The organism is Terriglobia bacterium (assembly GCA_035712365.1).
GTDB lineage: Bacteria > Acidobacteriota > Terriglobia > UBA7540 > UBA7540 > SCRD01.
In genome coordinates this window covers 35,548-56,844 of sequence record DASTAW010000027.1, presented here as the reverse complement: position 1 = coordinate 56,844, position 21,297 = coordinate 35,548, and the positions used below count along the sequence as shown (strand labels likewise).

Here is a 21,297-nt window from a genome sequence, read left to right as displayed (position 1 = left end):
TGTCCCTGCTGCGAGAAAGGCCACGGGAAACCCTTCAGCAGGCGCATCCAACGAAACCGCCAACGAAAACCACCTTGGTCTGACGAAACAGTATGTGCTAAGATGCGATTCGCTTTGTCGCTGGCGGGACCAGACGGACTTAGGTTGGAATTTCTCTTAGCATGGCTACTTTATTGAGCTAATTGTACTTGCTATTGACAAAGCCGGGCGAGTTTCACAAAATCAAGGCTGTTTCGAGAGAATTATAGTTGGAATCAGATAGCGGTCGAAGGCTATCGGCTTCTTCACAAATGGATGCTATCTGGGTTTGTTAGTCGAGTATTTTCAGTCTGATGGACACTACGCCCTAGTGTAAGACATCAATCATTCTGACTCTGGAATGGTGAAATAGAAGCGCATTGGGCCCCACGAATGCCGGATCCACTTGCCAACATTTCGCCGGAAATTGCCGACTTTCTGGATTACGCCACTGTCGAGAGGGGTCTGGCGCCTAACAGCATCGCCAGCTACGGGCGCGATCTGAAAAAGTTCGCTTCTTTCCTCCATCGTTCTGATCTGGGGCTCGGCGAGGTCCGGCACGAGCATATTCGCAAGTTCCTTGAGACGCTTCACGGGCAAGGCTTGAGTGCACGGTCTAGAGCAAGACAGTTAGCCGCGCTTCGCCATTTCTTTCAGTTCCTGGTAAAGGAAGGGAGGATTGCCGCCGATCCGGCCCATGAGATTGAGGCCCCCCACCTTTCCCATTCTCTGCCCAAGTACCTTAGTTTTACGGAAGTCGAGTCCTTGCTTGCACAGCCCGACCCGGCCACTCCGATGGGTCTTCGCGATCGTGCCCTGTTGGAGCTCTTATATGCCACGGGAATGCGCGTTTCGGAGCTGCTGAACGTGCGCTGGGAGGATTTTGAGCCCAACATGGGTATCGTCCGTTGTGTCGGCAAGGGAAACAAGGAACGATTGGTTCCTGTCGGAAAGTCCGCCTTGCGGGCTGTCGAATCCTATCTTCGGAGCGGGCGGGGACCTCTGGCGAAGCGGGCCGGCGTTCCGTACTTGTTTCTGAACCAGCGAGGCGGTCGGCTTTCGCGCGTTGGGTTCTGGAAGATCTTGTCGGCTTATGGGCGCCGGGCCGGAATCCACGTCTCATTGACCCCACACATGGTGCGGCATTCTTTTGCCACGCACCTCCTTGAGCGGGGTGCGGACCTCAGGTCTATTCAGTCGATGCTGGGGCACAGTGATATCTCGACTACGCAGATTTACACCCACGTCATTAAGGAACGGTTGCGACAGGTTTATCAAACTCATCACCCGCGGGCCTGAAGGCCGCGGAGAATGGCTTGCGTGTAGGCAAACATGACCGATTACAACTTCCTGATGGAGAGCCGGCTTTCGCCCGCGCAGTTCCAGCTCGTCAATGAACTCAGCCGGACCGCTTATGGCGAGGGAATCAACCTTTACCTGGTGGGCGGTGCTGTCCGCGACATGACCTTCGGCCAGGCGGTGGTCCGGGACCTCGACTTTGCCGTCGAAGGAAACATCCATAGAGTCTTGCGGCATTTACTACCCGGCAAGCCCAAAGGACTTCACACAACGGCTTCGACATGGGCTGCGGGCCAGGTTGAGATAGTCAGTTCCAGAATTGACGACCGTCGCGGTTCAGCGGAGCTATGGTTCACGAGCGGGGTCCGGGCGGAAATCACCCAATGCCACCAGGAAATTCCCTCCGCTCCGGGCCGCCCGCCTGAGATCAGGCCGGCCATGATTTTTGAGGACCTGAAGTGCAGGGATTTTGCATTTAATGCGATGGCCATCTCTCTGCATCCGAATTCTCGGGGACTGCTTCTGGATCCGAAGAATGGGGCAGGGGACCTTGAAAGACAAGAGATCCGTGCGCTGCATTCACGAAGCTTCTGGGACGATCCCGTGCGCATTTATCGGCTGTTTCGCTTCGGGCTGCGTTTTGGCTTTAAGGTTGAGGAGAAGACCCAGCGGTGGCTGGAGGCGGCGCTCGAGGAACGGATATGGTCAGACCTTCCTGCGGGCAAGCAGGCAGGTGAGATCGAGGCGGTTCTTCGCGAGGACTATCCGGAAAAAGTCTTAAAGTTGTACCAGGACCGCGGCATCTTGTTGGGCCTTGATCGCAACCTTACTCGAATCGCGTTTGACCGTTTCCGCAAGATCATCGTCCTGTCCAGGAAATCTCCCGGCGAGGACGTGTTCCTGTTGAATTTTGATTGCCTTGTCTCAAAAATGAACACTTCTCAGCGGCAGCGCCTGGCAAAGAAGGTTCTGATTGATCCTAAGCTAATTAAACTGGCTCTCAACCTGGACCGTGAGGCCAAAAAAATGGCCCGCCTGCTGTCCAGTGCCAGGTGCGGCATTCCGAGCCAGGCTTATAAGCTGTTGTCGCAGCAGCCCAGGCCGTTGCTGCTTTACCTGCTGGCCTACTATCCCCAGGCCAAGATTCAAAGCCGAATCAAAAACTATCTGGTTAAAGCTCCGCAGCTTCGGGCGCACCTGCCGGAAACCGAGCTGCTGGTGCTCGGCGTGAAGCCCGGCCCGAAGTTTGACAAGATCCTGGAACGTATCTTTCTTGACCAATTGGATGGGAAGATCAAGACCCACCAGCAACTGGTTCAGGAACTTCGGTCGCTGGCAGGTATTAAAGAACCTCCGGCGCCGCCCGTACAGCCTGCCAGGAGCGGCCGCAGCGCCAAACCTACCACGATCGAAAAAATCGCTGAAGCTTCCAAACAGAATAAGCCTGCCGCGGCAGCGACGCCCGCTAAGCTTGCCAATACTCCCAAAGCGAAGACCAAGCATGCGAAGGCTGGCACTGAAAGTAAACCCGCGGGCGTCAAACGGACGGCCAGGGTTGCCGAAATGGCTAGTGCCACCCGGCGGAAGCCGAGGCGTGGAAGGGGCTGAAAGAGCGCCGGCCTTTTCTGAGCTTAGTGGACCAGATCATGGTGGCTGGTGAGTGGAGGTGACCGGTAATCATGGGTAAATTTATTTTGGGCGTCATCATCGGAATTCTCCTTATACCGACGGCACTCTACGTTTATTGCCGGTCTGGATTCGCGCCCGTCGCGACGGCGGAATCGCCGATGCCGTTTGAGAGATTTTTCTCCAGAACGGCCTTGCACGCAACCATCGACCGCCAAGCTCCAAAGACCAAATCCACCCACGCTGCAGAAGGAGAGCTCCTGGCGGGCATTGAGGTCTACCGGCACAACTGTGCGGGTTGCCATGGCCTGCCGGGAAAGCCGGCCTCCAACGCCGCAAAGGGAATGTTTCCCCGTCCGCCCCAACTCTTTGTATCCGGCCATATGGTGACGGACGATCCGGTAGGCGAGAGCTACTGGAAAGTCAAGCACGGCATCCGCCTGTCGGGCATGCCCGGGTTTACAGGACTGCTGACGGATGAGCAGATCTGGAACGTCAGCTTGTTGCTGGCGAATGCTGACAAGCTTCCGCCCTCGGCGCAGCAGGCCCTCACGGCCCCACCCCAGATGCCTTCGCCACCCCAAGAACAGACCAAGGCGACAACCAAACCCTCCCGGGGGAACAAGTAGTACGGCTCGATTACCTATTCCCTCAGAATAGACCGTGTGCAATGTAAAGGCTTGCTGCGCGCCTGTGACGCCGGTGGCGGTGCGCTTCCTGCTCCGATCCGGGATTTTGATTTCGCCCATCACATCTCGGAACCGATTTTTGATAGAATGGCTCGGAATGGCTTCCGAAAACTTTGTTCATTTACATTTGCACACGGACTACAGTCTGCTGGATGGCGCTTGCGGGATCGACCGGCTGATGGAGTTGGCCGCCGAACGAAAGATGCCGGCGGTAGCGATAACCGACCATGGCAACCTGTTTGGCGCCGTGAAGTTTTACGAGGCGGCCCGCAAACATGGAGTCAAGCCTATCATCGGCTGCGAGGTTTATGTTGCGGCCACTAATCGCTTTGACCGCTCACCTGATGCCGACCGGCCCTATCATTTTGTTCTGCTTTGCGAGAACGAGCGCGGCTACCAGAACCTGGTGAAACTGGTGTCCGCTGCTTACACGGAAGGATACTACTACAAGCCCCGGATTGATAAAGACCTGCTCTCCCGCCATTCCGAAGGCCTGATCGCCCTTTCGGCGTGCCTGCGGGGAGAGGTTGCCGTGGCTTTGTCTGCCGAGCGCTATGACTCAGCGCTCCAGTCTGCCCACGATTTGCAGGAGATTTTCGGCAAAGGGAACTTCTTTCTGGAAATCCAGGACCAGGGTATGCCGGAGGAGCACAAGATCAACCCGCACCTGGTCCGCCTGTCGCGCGAGAGCGGTATTCCGTTGATCGCCACCAATGACTGCCATTACCTCACACGGGATGACGCCCGCGCCCAGGAGGTTTTGGTCTGCATCCAGACGGGAAAGACCCTCAGCGACCCGAACCGGATGAAGTTCCCGACGGACCAGTTCTATTTCAAGACCTATGAAGAAATGGCCGCGGTCTTCAGCGAGGTTCCCGATGCCGTGACCCGCACGCTGGAGATTGCTGAGCGATGCAACGTTAAGCTCGAACAGAAGGAGCACGTCTTTCCGCACTTTGAAGTACCACCCGGCGAATCCCTGGACAGTTTTTTTGAAAAGGTGACGCGGGAAGGCTTTTCAAAACGGCTCGAAAGGCTTGAGCGACTGCACGCCGCAGGGAGGCTAAAGCATCCGCTCGAAGCCTACAATGGTCGCCTGGAACTTGAACTGGACCTCATTAAACAGATGCGCTTTTCGGGGTATTTCCTGATCGTGTGGGACTTCATCCGCTACGCGCGTGAGCAGTGCATCCCTGTCGGTCCAGGGCGCGGATCGGCTGCCGGCAGCCTGGTGTCCTACGCGCTGCACATCACGGACGTTGATCCCCTGCAGCACGACCTGCTTTTCGAGCGCTTCCTCAATCCCGAACGGATCTCCTTTCCCGATATCGATATTGATTTCTGCATGCGCAGGCGCGGTGAAGTGATCAACTACGTTACGGAAAAGTACGGCCGTGAAAACGTCAGCCAGATCATCACCTTCGGCACCATGGGACCCAAAGCAGTCATTCGTGATGCCGGCCGGGTGATGGATATGCCCTTTGCCGAAGTGGACAAGATCGCCAAGCTCGTTCCTCCTGTCCTGAACATCACTCTCGATGACGCGCAGAAGCAGTCTGCCGAGCTTCGCCAGCTTAAGGCACAGGACCAGCGCGTGTCCGACCTGTTGGAGATTGCCGGGCGCCTCGAAGGATTTGCGCGGCACGCTTCCACTCATGCTGCGGGCGTGGTGATCTCTCCGCAGCCGCTCCAGGAGATCGTCCCTCTATATAAGAGCAGCAAGGATGAAATCACCACCCAGTACGCCATGGATGATCTTGAGAAGATTGGCCTGCTTAAGATGGATTTTCTGGGGCTGACCACCCTCACGGTGCTCGACGATTGCCTGAAGCTGATCGAGGCCACGCGCGGCGAAAGGCTCGACCTTGATACGCTGCCGAAGGACGATGCCGAGACTTATGAGCTGCTAGGCAAGGGGCTGACGGCGGGCATCTTCCAATTTGAAAGCCGCGGCATGACGGAGATTCTGCGGCGGGTCAAGCCCAGCCGGCTGGCCGACCTGACAGCCTTGAACGCGCTTTACCGGCCGGGTCCCATCCAGGGCGGTATGATTGACGACTTCATCGCCCGAAAAACCGGCAAGAAGCGCGTCACGTACGATCTGCCACAGCTCGAAGAAATTCTGGATGAAACATACGGCGTAATTGTTTATCAGGAACAGGTGATGCAGATTGCCGCGGCCGTTGCCGGGTTCAGCCTGGGCGAAGCTGATGTCCTGCGCCGCGCCATGGGCAAGAAGAAACACGAAGTGATGGTTGCCATGCAGGAGAAATTCCTGGCAGGCGCAAAAGCGAAGGACGTGCCGGCGGCCAAAGCGGAAAAACTCTTTGACCTGATGGCGCAGTTTGCCGGTTACGGCTTTAACAAATCGCATTCGGCTGCTTACGCGCTGGTGGCGTATCACACGGCCTATCTGAAGACGCACTATTCGGTTGAATTCATGGCCGCTCTGCTGACCTCCGAAATCGGCAACTCCGATAAGATGACGCATTACCTGAACGAATGCCGCGATATGGGCATCAATATCCTTCCGCCGGACATTAATTCCAGCGAGCGCACGTTTACGCCCAGCGACGGCCAGATCCGTTTTGGCCTGACGGCCATCAAGAACGTGGGCGACGCCGCTATTGTTTCCGTGGTGGACTCCCGTAACAAGCTGGGCCGTTTTGACAACCTGTTTCAGTTTTGCGAACGTGTTGACCTGCGCCTGCTGAACAAGCGGGTGATCGAAAGCCTCATCAAGGCAGGAGCGACGGATTCCATGGGCGCCCGGCGTTCGCAGCTTCTCGCGGTGCTGGACCGGGCTATGGAGTGGGGCCAGCGCCATCAACGCATCGCCGATAGCGGGCAGCACGGCCTTTTCGGCGGCAGAGGGGAACCTGCTTCTGCCGCGCCAGCCAATCTGCCTGACCTCGAGGAATTTTCGGAAGCGGAACGCCTGGCGGGTGAAAAAGAATTGCTGGGCTTTTATGTCACGGGCCATCCGCTTGAAAAATACCTGCCGCAGTTGCGCGAATTGACTCAGGCCAACACTTCGGTTGTCGATGAACTGGAGAATGACGCCCCCGTTACTCTGGGCGGTATTTTGACCAACCTGCGCATCCGCCCCAGCAGGAAAGGAGCGCTTTGGGGCGCCGGAATTCTGGAGGACTTGCGCGGCACGGTGGATCTGTTGATCTTCCCGCAAGCGCTCGAGCAGCTTAAGGGAATTTTGAAGCAGGACGCGGTGTTGCTGATCAAGGGCAAAGTGCGGCATGACGAAAACGCGCGCGCCAAGGTGGTGGTGAGCGAAGCAAAACCGCTCGACACAGCCGTCAACGGCAACAAGCCGGCGCTGCACATCCGAATCAATCCGGCTGAAGTTTCCGACCGCGTGCTGCAGGAACTGGGGACCCTGTTGCGGGCCCATCCGGGGCACCATCCCGTACTGTTTGTGGTGGAGCGGCCGGGAGATTTTCGCGTGCTGCTGAAACCGCAAGACCCGAAGGTGGTGGACGCAACCGACGATCTGCTGGCCGGCCTGCGCGGACTGTTGGGCAACGAGGCTGTTGCCGTGGAGAAGCGCAACGGCACTCCCGGTGGAGTTTAACTTCGAGTCAGGACACTCAACAGCCGTTTGAGTAGACAATCATCTCTATGACGAAGCCAAGTGGACAAAAGGCCATTGTGCAGGACCTGGAAAAGCAGATTGCGGAGCTGAAGCTGCAGCCGGGTTCTGTAGCCCACGAAGAGGTGACGCGCCTCCAGGAGCAGCTTGATTCGCTGCAAAGTGGCGCCGATGCGGCGAACAAGGATGCCTGGACGCGTGTTTTGCTGGCGCGGCATCCGCAGCGTCCCTTCACCCTGGACTACATCCAGATGCTCTTCACGGACTTCACTGAACTTCACGGCGACCGCCGCTTCGGCGATGATGCCGCGATCGTGGGCGGCTTTGCCCGATTTAACGGCCAGGCCGTGATGGTGGCGGGCCACCAGAAGGGGCGCGACACTAAACAGAAGCTGCGCCGCAATTTCGGCATGACCAATCCGGAAGGCTACCGCAAGGCCCTGCGGCTGATGCAGCTTGCCGCCAAGTTTAACCTGCCCATCATCACCTTTGTGGATACGCCGGGAGCGTATCCCGGAATCGGGGCCGAAGAGCGCGGCCAGGCCGAAGCCATTGCCTTTAATCTGAAGGAAATTCCCAAGTTGCGCGTTCCGATTGTGCCGGTGATTCACGGCGAAGGCGGCAGCGGCGGCGCGCTGGCTATCGCTATAGGCGACCGCGTGCTGATGCTGGAAAACGCTGTCTACTCGGTGATTGCTCCGGAAAGCTGCTCTGTCATCCTGTGGCGGGACTGGGAGCACAAAGAAGAGGCCGCGCGCATCCTTAAGTTGACCGCCGATGACCTTCTCGCCCTCAAGATCATTGACGAGATCGTTCCTGAGCCGCCGGAGGGCGCGCACGCCGACCCGCAGGCTGCGGCAGCGACCATTCGAACTGCGCTCGAGCGAACCCTGGCGGAACTCACGGGCCTTTCGCCGGAGGAACTGCTTCGCCGTCGCACGGAAAGGCTGCGAACCCTGGCCACCTTTGTCACTGAAAGTTGATCGGTGGCACGGGCGTCCTCGCCTGTGCTGAGGTCACAGGACACGGCAAGGATGGCCGTGCCACACAGTGTCGAGCCACCACCTGATTGTCAGTGATCATCCATTCAGCGTATGGTCAGCATCATTATTCCGACTTACAATGAAGCGACTTCCATCCTGACCGTGCTCGACCGCTTGACACGCGTCCGCGGCGATTTTGAAGTGCTGGTTGCCGACGGCAGCAGCACCGACCGGACGCGGGAAATTGTGCGCGGGATTGCCGCGACACATCCGCGCCCGCTGCGCCTGGTCGAAAGCGTTCGCAGCCGCGCCATCCAGTTGAATGAAGCGGCGCGCCAGGCGTCTGGCGACATTTTCCTTTTTCTCCACGCAGACATGCTGGCCCCACCCGAAACGGTCGAGTCAATCGAACACGGCTTGCGTGACAATTCCGTGGTCGGCGGCAATTTTCAAATTGTTTTTCAGGGCGTTACTTTCGTCGAACGCTTCTTTACCTGGTGCTACCGGGTGCGGCGGCCTTTCGGGATTTACTACGGTGACTCTGGAGTGTTTGTGCGGCGTAGCGTCTTTGCGCGGCTGGGTGGTTTCAAGCCCATCCCCATCATGGACGATTATGAATTTATTCGGCGCCTCGAGCGCGCCGGACGAACGGTTTGCCTGAATCCGCCCATCGTGGTTTCTGACCGCCGCTGGCGCGTGCAGGGGCTCTTTCGAACACTCTCCAGTTGGGTGTGGATTCAAACCCTCTACTCATTAGGCGTTCCCGCCGAACACCTCGCCCGCTGGTACGGCCCCGTGCGCGACGGCTGCGAACCCCGGCGGATTTACTCGGGCTCGGTTCCGGACAACAACGCATCCAGTCAGCTTGACCCCACCGATTGCTCTCAAGTGGATCTATGATTGACGACGGTCGCTAATAGGGACTTCGGCTTGAATTTGATCTGACCTATCAGTGGGCGTAGTATTCAGTGTAAGTGTTCGATACCCACGGGTAGGGCGTGCTGAGGATGTTCCGGCGTCTGTTGCAAGCTGGCTTGCTTCGAATCGCAGCGCGAGTCTGCGCATTCCTGTTTCTGCTAACCGCCGATAACGGATTTTCATCCAAGGTTCCCGTTCTCAGCCCTGAGCGCCAAATCGATCTGAGTTTTCTCGGCAAGGTCGTTGAGCCACCGCTAAACCGTCTGGTGGAGTTTGTTGATCAGGACACGCTTGCGGTGGCCTTTGTTGTTCATAATCCACGGCCGCCGAAGTTGGTTCGGCGTGGGGAGTTCGACGAAAACTCCGCTTTTTCCGTTCATGTGGCCCTTCTTAATGCGCACTCCGGCCAGACACTGATACAAGCCGACTGGCCGACGGATTTCCCTCGTCACTCGGGGATCGTCGCGGCTACAAACTCGGGGTTACTTGTGCTGCTCGGAAACCGAGTCGCGCTCTACAGTGACAATCTGAAATTGCAAGAGCAAGTTCAATTGCCTGGCAACGACAGAGAGGTTTGGGTGGGCAGAGCTTCACCGAGCGGCAGAAATGCGCTCTTTATTCAAGACGCCGGGCTCAAACCAGCAACCTGGGCGTGGGTCAACGCAACGCAGCTTCGCGTCCTCCGTATCTGGAGGAACGTTCCACCCGAACCTGGAGGGCAGGGCAGTCCTGTTTCCGACAGATACATCACCTACATCCGGTGCCTCCCACCTGGCGGAAGACCACCGTGTACGCTGACAGCTCAGGCGCTCAACGGTGAGATGCTGCGGAGAGTCGGGGGCATAAACCTCCGCTATGGGCCGCCTGAGTTTGTCGGGGATAGCTTGATTCTTGTGCGCGGGTGGCCTGGAGATATTTCAATCGTAAATTTGGCAAAGAAGCACGTGATCCGACGCCGTAGTCCCGGGTTCATTGGCAGTGTTCTCGGATTGCCAGCATCCGCCCCGGACGTGTCGAGGTTCGTAGTTCCCGCTTTCAGTCGAGATCACGTACTACAATACCTCGACGTTTTTGATGGCCCAACTGCACATCTGCATGTCTTTCGCGTCCCAGGCTTGCCGCCGGCCGGCCATTCGCCTTGGCTGGTAACTCTTCCATCGGGCGTCTCGTTGGCTCCGGACGGCAGGCTGCTGGCCGTAATGGAAAACTTTCACACGCTGCTGATCTTCAAGCTGCCTCCGCCCGAAGGTCATTGAGCGTAGTGCAGGTGGGCCAGCGAGCATGAGCATGCGCAACGTCCACTTCGCGATCACTCCAACTCGCCCGCCACGGCGGTGGTGAATTCTTCAGTTGTGGCGGTGCCGCCCACGTCGTGCGTCAGGTTTTTGCCCTCGCGGTAGACCTTGTGGATGGCCCGCTCGGCGCGGTCGGCGACCTCAGTCTGGTTGATGTGGCGCAGCATCAGGATTGCTGAAAGCATCATGGCCGTGGGGTTCGCCAGACCCTTCCCGGCAATGTCCGGGGCGCTGCCGTGGACCGCTTCAAACAGCGAGCATTCGGCGCCGATATTGGCTCCAGGAACCAGTCCCAATCCGCCCACCAGTCCCGCGCAGAGGTCGGAGACGATGTCGCCATAAAGGTTTTCGAGCAGCAGCACGTCAAACCTTTCGGGGCGCATTACGAGCTGCATGCAGCAGTTGTCGATGATGTAATCGTCTAATTTAATTTCCGGATACTCACGGGCTACTTCGCGGATGGATTGCAGGAACAGACCGTCGGAAAGCTTCATGATGTTGGCTTTGTGGATGGCGGTGACTTTCTTGCGGCCCATTCGCCGCGCGTAGTCAAACGCGAAGTGCGCGATGCGCTTCGAGGCAAACTCGGTGATCACTTTCAGGCTTTCAACCACCCCCGGCGTGACTTCGTGCTCGAGCCCAGAGTAAAGGTCTTCAGTATTCTCGCGGACGATTACCAGGTCTACATTGTCAAACGGCGTTTTCACTCCGGGAAGGCGCTTCACCGGTCGCAGATTGGCATAAAGATCGAGCGCCTTGCGCAGTGCAACGTTGATGCTGCGATGGCCGGTCCCGACGGGCGTCGTGATGGGCCCTTTCAGCGCCACGCGCGTCTTGCGAATGGATTCCACAATGGGATTCAACTCGGTCTCTCCCTTGCGGCGTCCGACGACAGGAGTTGCGGGCATTTCGACCCAGTCAATTTGGGCGCGGGCGGCTTCAAGCAACCGCAGGGTGGCTTTGGTGACTTCGGGGCCGATGCCGTCTCCCGGAATCAGCGTCACTTTAACGGTCATGGTTTTTCCTTTGGAGACATCTGTGTTGGTCAGGCAGGTGCGAATCTAATGGCCGGCCTGGTTGGACACCGGAGCGTTCAGCAATTGCGCCAGATCGCTGATGGACGCCGAGGCTTCCAGGTTCAGTTTGGAACCCTCGACCTGGACGTTCAAATTCTGCAGGATCTGCGAGAGGGCTGGAGACAGGTTCTGCGCGACGGCCGGCTGGGCGCTCCGCAGCAGCCCAAGAAGCTGGTTCAGTCCGCTCGCCGCTTCGGCAGTCTTGCAGAGGATGGAGAGGTGGGCCATCACCTGGCTGCCCCAGTCCACACGGTAAAGCACCGCCCGGACCGAGCCGAAAAGCGCGCTGGGATCGATCTGGACTTTCTTGCCTTGCGTCAGCCAGGGAATGGCCTGGTTGGCGGCGGCCTGTCCGGTTGAAATTCCCCATTGCGGGGCTACGCCATCCAGGTCGCCTTCCCAGCGGCGGAAATCATCGTTGGAATCCAGGGCGGGGCGGCTGGCGTTGCGGACATCAATCAGGGCCTTGATGTCGCCAAGGCGGCCGAATTCCGCTTTCGAACTGTCGATAAACGTGAAGAACATGTCCGTCCGCGCGCTGCCCGCGCCAAAAGCATAGAGGTCGTAGCCTCCATACCGCTGGATCAGCATTTTATTGTTCACAAAAAAGTCATGGATCTGATTAGGGTCAAAGGTGCCCTCGGCGAGGCCGAAGAAGCGAGTGGCATCCTGCACATCTCCGCGCCAGCCCAGGACCAGCTCATTGACCTGCGTGTCAGGATCGACGCCGGCGCTTTGCAGCAGCGTTTCCAGATTACGAAGCTGTGGACTCATCAGGTGGGCCTGGATCAGCGGATACTGGGGCACTGCGCGAAGCGTGGCGAGGTTGGTATAAGCCATCTGCTGAGTATCCGCAGGAAAGCTGGCCAAAGCGTCCGCGCCGGCGTATTGTGCAAAGAGCGGGGAAGCGCAAAGGACGCTTGCTACCAGAAAACCGATGCTCAAAATGGTTCTTAAGTATGCCTGCCGCACAACTTTCAACCTGCACCCCCGCGAAAAGGAAGGTTAAGCAGAACGGGATGGACTTTCGCGATCTCGCTTCTTTCTTCTCACCTCAACGGTCAGTCTCATCAGCCAGTTAAGCCGTTCGAGAGCCGCCCGATTTGCGCCTCGTGCAGCCTGGGAGCGGACTCCGCCACTGTCGAATTTCTATTATCGCCGGTATCCGAAATTCAGTCCACTTTGAGCTTTCCGGCCCGCCCTCGGCGCAACGGTAGATTTGATTTTTCCGGTGCGCTTTGCTAACTTAATAAGGAGCTGGCTGTTGTAGAGGCATTACACATTCGACGAGCCAAAGGAGTAAAGAATGGCTATTGAACTAACCGTGCATGCGGTCGACAAGGTCAAAGAGATTCTGGCGCAGCAGACACCCGCACCTGCGGGGCTACGCGTGTCCGTGGTGGGCGGAGGCTGCTCCGGCTTTTCGTACCAGATGAACTTTGAGACCCAGACAAATGCGATTGACAAGATTTACGAGTTTGACGGGCTGAAAGTTTTTATCGATCAGGCATCGCTGATGTACCTGAACGGGACCAAAATCGACTTTGTTGAAAGCCTGGAGGGTTCCGGTTTCAAATTCGAGAACCCGAACGTCAAGACAACTTGTGGTTGCGGAAGCTCCTTTAGCACGTAGCTGGCAGTTTCAGCGGACGCCTGCCTGCTTAACCTGAGCGGCAGGCGGCTTCGCTCCCCATGTCGTCATTTCCCAACTCAGCAACTGTTTTCCAGGAAGCAGAGGGTGGCAGGTGTGCGTCCACAGAGCCGAGCTCACTCTTGGTGCGTTTTTCCGGTCTTCTGCCGCGCAAAGGGCTGGCGCTTGACCTCGCATGCGGGTATCCGCGGAACGCGCTCTACCTGGCCCGGCACGGACTGGCCGTGATCGGTGTGGACCGTTCGATGGAAGCCCTGAAATCGGGCAGGGAAGCCGCCGCGCGGTCAAATCTGAACGTCTATCTTGCTCAGGCTGATCTTACCCGGTTCGCTCTTCCCGCCAATACCTTTTCCGTTGTGATCTGCTTCAAGTATCGCGATCCCGGCTTGTACCCCTCGATTCGCGCATCCCTCCGTCCGGGTGGATTGCTGGTTTATGAAACCTACACTCTGGAGCACCGCCAGTTTGGCCGCAAGCCACTCGATCCTGCTCATCTGCTGGAACGGCATGAACTGATCGAGACGTTCGGAGACTGGGAGATCATCTATTATCGGGAGGTGTGGGCTGGGCAAGGCACTGCCTCGCTGCTGGCGCGCAAGCCAGGACGCTGCGGGGAATGCTGATTCCTTTTGCCGGCTCCAGTATACTTGGAATTTTATCCTTAACAGCGAGGTTGCTGCTTTCGCATTCATACTATGAAGATCGCGCTGGCTCAGATCAATACCACCGTTGGAGACTTTGAGGGAAACGTCGCAAAAATCCTGCACTACGCCAGGATGGCCGTCGAGCGCAAGGCCGACCTGGTGGTTTTTCCGGAAATGGCCGTCTGCGGCTATCCGCCGCGCGACATGGTGGAAAGGCAGGATTTCATTGAGCGGTCTGAGGCAGAGCTTTCGCGTCTGAGCCATCTGCTGCCGGAAATCCCCGCCCTGATTGGCTACGTTCGCTCTTCGCGCGTGCAACTGGGCAAGACGGTGTCGAATGCCGCGGCGCTCGTCTACCGTGGGAAAATTCTTCTCGACTACGTCAAAATTCTGCTGCCGTTTTACGACGTCTTTGACGAATCCCGCTACTTCGAGCCCGGAAATACATTGGGGATTTACGACCTCGAGGGCATGCGGATCGGGGTCACGATCTGCGAAGACATCTGGAATGACAAGAACTTCTGGCGCAAGCGGCTCTATCCCCGCGATCCCGTGGAGGAGATATCGCGCGCAGGCGCCAAGCTGCTTCTCAACATCGCCTCGTCTCCCTACAGCACCGAAAAGATCAAATTGCGGCATGACATGCTCCGGACGATTGCGGTGGAGCATCGGATCCCGGTGGCTTACGTCAATCACGTGGGCGGCAACGATCAGCTCATCCTCGACGGCTCAAGTCTGGCCTTCAGCGCCGGAGGCACGCTGATTGCCCGTGCCCGATCTTTCGAGGAGGATTTGATCGTGTTTGACCCCGCCGGCGCGAAGGCCGACATCCACGATGCTCCAGCCTCCGAGATTGAGGCCGTTTACAAGGCGCTGCTGCTGGGCACGCGCGATTACATGCGGAAGTGCGGCTTCAAGAAGGCTATTGTCGGAGTCAGCGGCGGAATTGACTCAGCCGTGGTTTTGACGCTGGCGGTTGATGCGCTGGGTCCCGAAAACGTTCATGCCATTGCCATGCCCGGGCCGTATTCTTCAAGCGGCAGCCTGGTGGATGCGGAAGACCTATCGAAACGGCTGGGCGTTGATTTCCGCATCATCCCTATCACACCTCTTTATGAGGGCTATCTTGGGACGCTGGAACCCTCTTTCAAGGGGCTCGCCGCTGACGTGACCGAAGAGAACCTTCAGGCGCGCATTCGCGGAAACATTCTGATGGCCCTGTCGAACAAGCTGGGCGCCATGGTGCTGAGCACGGGCAACAAGTCGGAACTGGCCGTCGGTTACTGCACGCTGTATGGCGACATGGCCGGGGGACTTTCGGTGATCGCCGACCTGCCCAAAACGATGGTCTACACGCTGGCGCGCTATCTGAACCGCGAGAAAGAGCGCATTCCATGCTCCTGCCTCGTCAAGCCGCCCTCCGCGGAGCTGAGGCCAAATCAAACGGACCAGGACACCCTGCCGCCTTACGAGGTGCTGGACGTTATCCTGAAGAGCATCATCGAGGAGCGGTTGTGCGCCAGGGACATTGCGGCGAAGTACAAAGTTGACCTGGGGCTGGTTCAGGACGTGATGCGGCGCGTGATGTGCGCTGAATACAAGCGCCAGCAGGCCTCGCCCGCGCTCAAGGTGACGGCCAAGGCCTTTGGAATGGGCAGGCGTTATCCGATTGCCCAGCGGTTCACCGGTTCGTGACGAACAACTAAAATTGCCGGCATCATCTCGGGGCGTTGATGTCATGCTGATCTCGCTTCGCGGGACCAGAATCCGCGGACATTCCGTGGCTCCTGTGCGTCAGCGTTTGACCTCCTGATCGAGGCAGCTTGAGAGGCCCTTCCATTTTGTTGCGTGCTCGCACCCTCGCGGTGCTTGTCCTGCTCATCCTGATTGCGCCGCATGCGGCTACTGCAGGGACAGCGATCCCACCGGTTGAGGTCCACACGCTCCGCTTGCCCAACGGACTTCGCGCCGTAATGGTGAATCGAGGCGATGCGCCGGTGATCACCGTTGAGGTCTGGTATCACGTTGGCTCACGCAATGAAGCGCCCGGGAAGACGGGATTCGCCCACCTTCTTGAGCACCTGATGTTCGACGGCACCCGGACGATCGGCAGACGCTTTTCCGATTACATCGTCAGAGTGGGCGGGATCGACAACGCCTACACCACCACCGACGCCACCGTCTATTGGGAGACGATGCCAACTTCAAACCTTCCCGTGGCGTTGTGGCTTGAAGCCGATCGGATGCGCAACCTGGATATCAGCCAGGCCGCGCTTGACAACGAAAGGACGGTGGTGGAAGACGAGCACCGGCGGCGTTATGAAAACCCTCCCTACGGCGCCGTTATCCCCACACTTTACGAAAACGCTTTTACGGTGGGCCCTTATCGCCACCTGCCGATCGGCACCACCGACGATGTCAGCCACGCGACGGTGGATGCGATCCGCAATTTTTACAACACATACTACGTACCCAATAATGCGACCATCGTGATTGCCGGCAAATTTTCGCTTGGCGATGCCGAGCAATCCATCCGAAAGTATTTCGGACCCATACCGGCGGGAACATTGCCAGCCACGAACAATATTCCTATCGAGCCGCCGCAGACCGCCGGCCGCGTGGTCAGCATGACGAGAGACGTCGCCCTGCCGGCGTTTGTGGCGGCGTACCACATTCCGGCCGATGGCACGCCCGACGCCTACCCGCTCCAGATTGCTTCCAAAATTCTTTCTGCCGGCGACAGCGGCATGATTTATCATCAGCTTGTTTACCAGCAGCAGCTTGCGGTAGAAGCCCAAACTTCAGCCGAGTTCAGCGAAGACCCAAACCTGTTTTTTGTTTTTGCCGTGATGAACGATGGACACACTCCAGCCGAGGGCGAGGCGGCCATTGACGCAATTCTCGAGCGACTACAAGACAATCCGCTTTCTCCAGCAGAACTCGACAAGGCAAAGAACCAGGTGCTTTTTGATCTTGCCAGCAATCGTGAAAACTCCAAGGACCTGGCCGACCAGTTGGGCTACGATTCCGCCGTACTCGATAATCCTGATCTGATCAATTCGGAGGCGGAACGTTTTCTGGCCGTCACCGCCGGGCAGGTGCAGGCAGTGGCCCGCAAATATTTCGTACATAGCAATAGGACGCTTCTGGAAGTGAATCCTGGCCGGAACGGCCCGGTCACTCCAAAATTGAGTGCAGGTGGGCATTGATCTTGAAGACGCACATCAGGAGGAAGGTGGTACTTTGCGGCCTCGCCGTGTTGGCGGCCTGCCTGGCATTTTTGCCCTTGCGCGCGCGGGACCTGCCTCCGGTTGTTCCGCCGCCTGAGGAGATCACCTTCCACATGCCCGCAGTGCATCAACTGGCGAACGGACTTCGCATTGTGCTGATTGAGCGTCACGATGTGCCGATCGTGCGGCTTTACGCCATCGTCGAGGCCGGCGCTGAGGCTGATCCGCCAGGCATTCCCGGGGCCGCCAGCATGGTGGCCGGGCTCCTGCCCGAGGGCACAAAGCACAGGACCGCCTATCAGATCGCCCAGGCCATTGACCAGGCCGGAGGATCGATTGACACCGGCGCGGGCTGGGACCAATCCTATGCCAACGTCAGTGTGCTTTCGAGCCACAAGGAGCTCGCCTTCGATGTAATGTCCGATTTGCTGGTCCATCCTGCATTTGCGCCGGATGAAGTGGAGCGTATTCGGAAGCAAACACTCTCCGCGCTGAATGTCGTCAACCAGGATCCCGGCTACGTGGCCGATACAGTCTTGCGGCGGATGCTTTTTGCCGGAACAGATTATGCGCACTCGGAAGACGGCACCAGCGACTCGATTGTGCGTGTGACCCGCAAGCAGCTCGTCCATTTTCACCAGCGAAATTACGTGCCTTCACGCACCATTCTTGCCGTGGCGGGCGACATTACAGAAGCCGACTGCATCACTCTGGCACAGCGCTTTCTCGGTAATTGGAAGAATGTCCCCGGCGCAACTCTCCCGCCCGACAATCAGCCGCGCTCGCCGCAGCAGCGGCAGGTGGTTGTCATTAACAAACCCGACGCGGTGCAGACCGAGATTCGGGTGGCCAACCTCGGCGTTCCGCGTTCGAGCCCCGATTACTTCGCGCTGGCCATTGCCAACCAGGTGCTGGGCGGGCCTGCCGCCAACAGGCTGTTTTACGCCCTGCGGACGCGGCACGGACTGGTCTATGGCGCTTCGAGCGACCTTGACTGCTACTCCACGCTGGGCGGGTGGGTGGCCAAGACGTCAACGCGCTCTGCCGAAACAATCAAAGCCACCGAAATGGTCCTGGATGAAATCTCGCGCCTGCGCAACCGGCCGATCGAGCAATGGGAAATCCAGAACGCGCGTGATTACCTGGTGGGCCATGAGGCGCTGCAGTTTGAGTCTGCAAGCCAGGTGGCCAACCAGGTGCTGGAGACGATGCTCTATCATCTTCCGCCAGAATATTGGGCCGAGCTTCCAAAGCGGGTCCGCGCGCTCACCGCGGATGAGGTGCTGGCCGTCACGCGGAAGTACCTCAACCCGGATGACGATATCATCGTGCTGGTCGGCAATGTTGCCGCCTTCAAAGGGGACCTCGACAAGCTTGGCGCCGCGCGCGTAATTCCTATTGCGGACGTGGGTCGCGCGTTCTCCGAGCCGCAGAAGTCCACGGCGGATCGTCCCGCTCCCGAAAGATAGCCGGATGAAAATTGCGCTTTTCAGCGTGGTTGGCCTCTCACTTGCGGCTGCACTGGCGGAGGCCATTCTCCTACTTCAAATTCAACTGGATCCCTGGCGGCTGGCCGCTTTGATGGAGTCCCTCGCGCTGTTGCTGGGCGTTTTCGTCGCCTTCACTTCGACGGACTTTATCCACTGGCTCAGAAAGCGGACGCATGATTCACTGTTGCTTGCCATCCTGATGCCGATTGCCCTTCTTATTCCTTATTTCATCCTGGCTTGCAGCACTCGAACATTTTCATATCCGGCGCTGGCAAAGCTCATCGCCTATATCGCCGTGCCCACTTTGCTGCTGCTCCCCAATCGCAAACACTACGCCGAGAGCGCAAGCTGGCGGGACTTCGCGGCCATGCTCAGCCTGGGGTTGCCGGTCAGCGCCGGATGGCTGAGCGGCATCTGGATCTGGCCGGAAGATATCTATATCTTCCGCCCCATATTTTGCGTGTGCGTCGGCGCTTATGCCTTTCTCGTCGTCCGCGGCCTGAAAGACGCCGGGTACAAATTGCTCTTTAAGGCCGGCGACCTCACCGAAGGAAGCCTGAACTTCATCGCATTCATCATTCTGGCCATACCACTCGGCCTGGTGCTCCATTTCATTCACCCGCACGCTCATCACCTCAACGTGGTTGCTTTCGCTGCGGACTTCGTGGGCATCTATCTCACCGTGGCCATTCCGGAGGAATTTCTTTTCCGGGGAATCCTGCAGAACCTGCTGGTAAAGACTTTCAAGCCGCCGCATCACGGGCGGAACGGGCTGCTGGTGGCTTCAGTCATCTTCGGGCTTTCGCACCTGCACCACGCGCCGGTGCCCAACTGGCGCTACGCCATCATGGCCACCCTGGCGGGAATTTTTTATGGCAACGCCTGGCGCATCCGAAAACGCACCTCCGCCTCAGCCTTTACCCATGCGCTGGTGGATACCGCGTGGCACTTCTGGTTCTGAAATTCAATTGTGATTTGCGATTCGGTCTGCCGCGGTTGCAGACACTACAGGTCGGGCGTGTACGCCAGCTGTGGGCCGTCAGCGGGCGCGGTAGACTTCGTGCCATCCGCCCGTCGGCAATAGTCCGCCGACAGCGCCGCCGGCCAGAGCACCTACAGGCGTAAGGGCCTCCGCGAGGTGCGGATTGGGGGGATTACCGCAAGCGAAGTCGGGGCCTAATGTACAGTTTCTTTGGCCGTAATAAGGGCTTAGTCCAATCACAAGGCCCGCAGTTGCTCCAACGACCATGCCAATCAACGCGTTTCGGGTCTGGTGGTTTTGCCCTATCTTCTGGGATACGCGAAGAATGTCCTTGCGGGCCAGCGTCAGCTCACCCTTTGCCTGCCGAAGCGTAATTCCGCTGTCGCTGAGAGACTGGAGCTTACCCTGGTGGGATTTGACGTTGTTCATTACGACGAGAATTTCCTGACCTGACGTCAGGGATTTGAGATTATCCCAACCGCTCAATTGTCCCTTGGAATCTTGACCGCTCGCCATGCCGGCGCTGAAGCAGGCTCCCAAAATCACGAGCACCAGAAAGCCAGCGGGTGAAAGCATTCGAAGTGATTTCATAGACGCCTCCTTGTCTTGCTGGCAGGGGACCAAATGTAGACGTCAGCATTCTGAATGGTATAGATAATGGTCAGTCAGTCGTCAAGGGCTTTCTTCATCCCGACCGGTGCAAATTACTGACGCTACAAAAGTTTGAGCGGGTAACATTACGACACCGAGGACAACCCGTCTTCCATCACTGACGCAATGAACAAGTGCCGCAGACTGCGGCGACGGAGGTCTGTACTATGCCGCATACCTGCTCAGTAACCAGGGAAGTCTTCCGCCCGGATATCGTCGTCGTCCACTCCGGCCTGGTGGAGCATTTCCCGCAGGCCGTTCACCATTCCCGGCGGGCCGGCAATGTAATAGATCGGAGAAAGGGCGTCCTTCACATGTCTGGAGAGCATTTCCTTGTCGATGAATCCGGTTTCTCCATTCCACGGCCGGCTGGAATTCTCCATTCCGGTCATGGTGGCAATCAGCTTGTAATTCGGATTTTGCCTTTCCAGCGCCTCAAGCTCTTTGAGGAATGCGGCGTCCTCCGGCCGCCGGTTTGAGAGGAACAGGAAGACCCGGTGCGGCAGCTTCTCCTTCGCTGCCCGAAATGCCATGCTCCGAAACGGCGTGACGCCGATGCCGCCCGCCAGCAGCACGGCTGTTTTCGCCGGATTGTTGTGAAGAACGAAGTTGCCAAATGGACCCTCGATCTTCACCGCCGTTCCCAGCGGCATGGCCCCGAGCGTGCGCTTAAAGGCCGAGTCGCGCATCCGTGTCGCAATCATCAACGTGGGTTCATCCGGCGCGCTGGCGATCGAGAAAGTCCGCGTGTTACCTTCTGCATCGGTTTCCGGCGGGTCGAGCAACGTGATGTCAACAGTCTGGCCTGATTTGAACGTCCAGCCGGGCGGCTTTTCGAATCGAAATAAAGATGTGCGCTCGGCCACTTCTTCACGGCCGACGAGTTTTACTGTCACGTGGGTTGGTTCATTTGCTGTTGCTGCCATCGATCGCCCTCCTGATTTCGTCGCGCCGGTTGCGGCGGCGGCCGTCGAGCAATTGGTTAAATCTGCTCCGGCTCTCCCGTGGCCCGCACCTGGCGCACAGCCAAGTTCCGTGCGGTCACCGACCATCGCAAAAACCCGACCTCAACGGGTATACTTCACAACTTACCAATTATGAACGGCCATGACAATAAGTCCGCATCTGCTTTTGAGCT

Annotated in this window: 17 protein-coding genes; 12 read left to right on the top strand and 5 right to left on the bottom strand. The window is 58.0% G+C overall.

Annotation, left to right across the window (positions count from 1 at the left end; translation table 11 throughout):
* Window positions 1–432 precede the first annotated feature (432 nt).
* The 6 genes from xerD (at window position 433) to VFQ24_07455 (ending at window position 9,122) form a co-directional block, all read left to right on the top strand.
* Window positions 433–1,317: a site-specific tyrosine recombinase XerD gene (xerD, locus tag VFQ24_07480; GenBank protein HET9178183.1), complete on the top strand. Its 885-nt coding sequence runs from the start codon at window positions 433–435 to the stop codon at window positions 1,315–1,317.
* Window positions 1,318–1,350: 33 nt separating this feature from the next.
* Window positions 1,351–2,925, top strand: coding sequence for a hypothetical protein (locus tag VFQ24_07475; GenBank protein HET9178182.1), 1,575 nt, complete (start codon window positions 1,351–1,353; stop codon window positions 2,923–2,925).
* Between the two features lie 71 nt (window positions 2,926–2,996).
* Entirely contained in the window at window positions 2,997–3,572 is a 576-nt protein-coding gene (locus VFQ24_07470) for a cytochrome c (protein ID HET9178181.1), read from the top strand.
* 157 nt (window positions 3,573–3,729) lie between these two features.
* Window positions 3,730–7,221, top strand: coding sequence for a DNA polymerase III subunit alpha (locus VFQ24_07465; protein HET9178180.1), 3,492 nt, complete (start codon window positions 3,730–3,732; stop codon window positions 7,219–7,221).
* A 47-nt stretch (window positions 7,222–7,268) separates the two neighbouring features.
* The gene (locus VFQ24_07460) at window positions 7,269–8,222 is read left to right on the top strand and encodes an acetyl-CoA carboxylase carboxyltransferase subunit alpha (GenBank protein HET9178179.1); all 954 of its coding nucleotides are present in this window, start codon (window positions 7,269–7,271) and stop codon (window positions 8,220–8,222) included.
* 111 nt (window positions 8,223–8,333) lie between these two features.
* Window positions 8,334–9,122 carry a TIGR04283 family arsenosugar biosynthesis glycosyltransferase gene (locus VFQ24_07455; GenBank protein ID HET9178178.1) on the top strand — a complete coding sequence of 263 codons (789 nt, stop codon included), beginning with the start codon at window positions 8,334–8,336 and terminating at the stop codon, window positions 9,120–9,122.
* Between the two features lie 272 nt (window positions 9,123–9,394).
* Here the strand turns inward: VFQ24_07455 and VFQ24_07450 are convergent, their stop codons facing one another.
* From VFQ24_07450 to VFQ24_07440, 3 genes are all read right to left on the bottom strand, one after another.
* On the bottom strand, window positions 9,395–9,520 hold the full coding sequence (locus VFQ24_07450) for a hypothetical protein (GenBank protein HET9178177.1): 126 nt from the start codon (window positions 9,518–9,520) through the stop codon (window positions 9,395–9,397).
* 929 nt (window positions 9,521–10,449) lie between these two features.
* Window positions 10,450–11,451: an isocitrate dehydrogenase (NAD(+)) gene (locus tag VFQ24_07445; GenBank protein HET9178176.1), complete on the bottom strand. Its 1,002-nt coding sequence runs from the start codon at window positions 11,449–11,451 to the stop codon at window positions 10,450–10,452.
* Between the two features lie 45 nt (window positions 11,452–11,496).
* Window positions 11,497–12,351, bottom strand: coding sequence for a hypothetical protein (locus VFQ24_07440; GenBank protein HET9178175.1), 855 nt, complete (start codon window positions 12,349–12,351; stop codon window positions 11,497–11,499).
* A 466-nt stretch (window positions 12,352–12,817) separates the two neighbouring features.
* Between VFQ24_07440 and VFQ24_07435 the strand changes: the two genes are divergently transcribed.
* The 6 genes from VFQ24_07435 (at window position 12,818) to VFQ24_07410 (ending at window position 19,487) form a co-directional block, all read left to right on the top strand.
* Window positions 12,818–13,144 (top strand): iron-sulfur cluster assembly accessory protein, encoded by a 327-nt coding sequence (locus tag VFQ24_07435; protein ID HET9178174.1) that lies wholly within the window; start codon window positions 12,818–12,820, stop codon window positions 13,142–13,144.
* Between the two features lie 59 nt (window positions 13,145–13,203).
* Window positions 13,204–13,785: a class I SAM-dependent methyltransferase gene (locus tag VFQ24_07430; protein ID HET9178173.1), complete on the top strand. Its 582-nt coding sequence runs from the start codon at window positions 13,204–13,206 to the stop codon at window positions 13,783–13,785.
* 72 nt (window positions 13,786–13,857) lie between these two features.
* Window positions 13,858–15,501 carry an NAD+ synthase gene (locus tag VFQ24_07425; protein ID HET9178172.1) on the top strand — a complete coding sequence of 548 codons (1,644 nt, stop codon included), beginning with the start codon at window positions 13,858–13,860 and terminating at the stop codon, window positions 15,499–15,501.
* 146 nt (window positions 15,502–15,647) lie between these two features.
* Window positions 15,648–17,015: a pitrilysin family protein gene (locus VFQ24_07420; GenBank protein HET9178171.1), complete on the top strand. Its 1,368-nt coding sequence runs from the start codon at window positions 15,648–15,650 to the stop codon at window positions 17,013–17,015.
* Window positions 17,012–18,505 carry a pitrilysin family protein gene (locus VFQ24_07415; GenBank protein ID HET9178170.1) on the top strand — a complete coding sequence of 498 codons (1,494 nt, stop codon included), beginning with the start codon at window positions 17,012–17,014 and terminating at the stop codon, window positions 18,503–18,505. Before VFQ24_07420 ends, VFQ24_07415 begins: the two co-directional genes overlap by 4 nt.
* A 4-nt stretch (window positions 18,506–18,509) precedes the next feature.
* Window positions 18,510–19,487 (top strand): CPBP family intramembrane glutamic endopeptidase, encoded by a 978-nt coding sequence (locus tag VFQ24_07410; protein ID HET9178169.1) that lies wholly within the window; start codon window positions 18,510–18,512, stop codon window positions 19,485–19,487.
* A 78-nt stretch (window positions 19,488–19,565) separates the two neighbouring features.
* Here the strand turns inward: VFQ24_07410 and VFQ24_07405 are convergent, their stop codons facing one another.
* On the bottom strand, window positions 19,566–20,099 hold the full coding sequence (locus VFQ24_07405) for a hypothetical protein (GenBank protein HET9178168.1): 534 nt from the start codon (window positions 20,097–20,099) through the stop codon (window positions 19,566–19,568).
* A gap of 242 nt (window positions 20,100–20,341) precedes the next feature.
* Window positions 20,342–21,085, bottom strand: a complete 744-nt coding sequence (locus VFQ24_07400) for an FAD-dependent oxidoreductase (GenBank protein HET9178167.1) — start codon at window positions 21,083–21,085, stop codon at window positions 20,342–20,344.
* Window positions 21,086–21,297 lie beyond the last annotated feature (212 nt).

Excerpts from the sequence above, each read along its gene's own strand:
- VFQ24_07475 (HET9178182.1), top strand. The coding sequence starts at position 1,351 with ATGACCGATTACAACTTCCTGATGGAGAGCCGGCTTTCGCCCGCGCAG.
- VFQ24_07470 (HET9178181.1), top strand. The coding sequence starts at position 2,997 with ATGGGTAAATTTATTTTGGGCGTCATCATCGGAATTCTCCTTATACCG.
- VFQ24_07465 (HET9178180.1), top strand. The coding sequence starts at position 3,730 with ATGGCTTCCGAAAACTTTGTTCATTTACATTTGCACACGGACTACAGT.
- VFQ24_07460 (HET9178179.1), top strand. The coding sequence starts at position 7,269 with ATGACGAAGCCAAGTGGACAAAAGGCCATTGTGCAGGACCTGGAAAAG.
- VFQ24_07455 (HET9178178.1), top strand. The coding sequence starts at position 8,334 with ATGGTCAGCATCATTATTCCGACTTACAATGAAGCGACTTCCATCCTG.
- VFQ24_07450 (HET9178177.1), bottom strand. The coding sequence starts at position 9,520 with ATGAACGGAAAAAGCGGAGTTTTCGTCGAACTCCCCACGCCGAACCAA.
- VFQ24_07445 (HET9178176.1), bottom strand. The coding sequence starts at position 11,451 with ATGACCGTTAAAGTGACGCTGATTCCGGGAGACGGCATCGGCCCCGAA.
- VFQ24_07440 (HET9178175.1), bottom strand. The coding sequence starts at position 12,351 with ATGGCTTATACCAACCTCGCCACGCTTCGCGCAGTGCCCCAGTATCCG.
- VFQ24_07435 (HET9178174.1), top strand. The coding sequence starts at position 12,818 with ATGGCTATTGAACTAACCGTGCATGCGGTCGACAAGGTCAAAGAGATT.
- VFQ24_07430 (HET9178173.1), top strand. The coding sequence starts at position 13,204 with ATGTCGTCATTTCCCAACTCAGCAACTGTTTTCCAGGAAGCAGAGGGT.
- VFQ24_07425 (HET9178172.1), top strand. The coding sequence starts at position 13,858 with ATGAAGATCGCGCTGGCTCAGATCAATACCACCGTTGGAGACTTTGAG.
- VFQ24_07410 (HET9178169.1), top strand. The coding sequence starts at position 18,510 with ATGAAAATTGCGCTTTTCAGCGTGGTTGGCCTCTCACTTGCGGCTGCA.
- VFQ24_07405 (HET9178168.1), bottom strand. The coding sequence starts at position 20,099 with ATGAAATCACTTCGAATGCTTTCACCCGCTGGCTTTCTGGTGCTCGTG.
- VFQ24_07400 (HET9178167.1), bottom strand. The coding sequence starts at position 21,085 with ATGGCAGCAACAGCAAATGAACCAACCCACGTGACAGTAAAACTCGTC.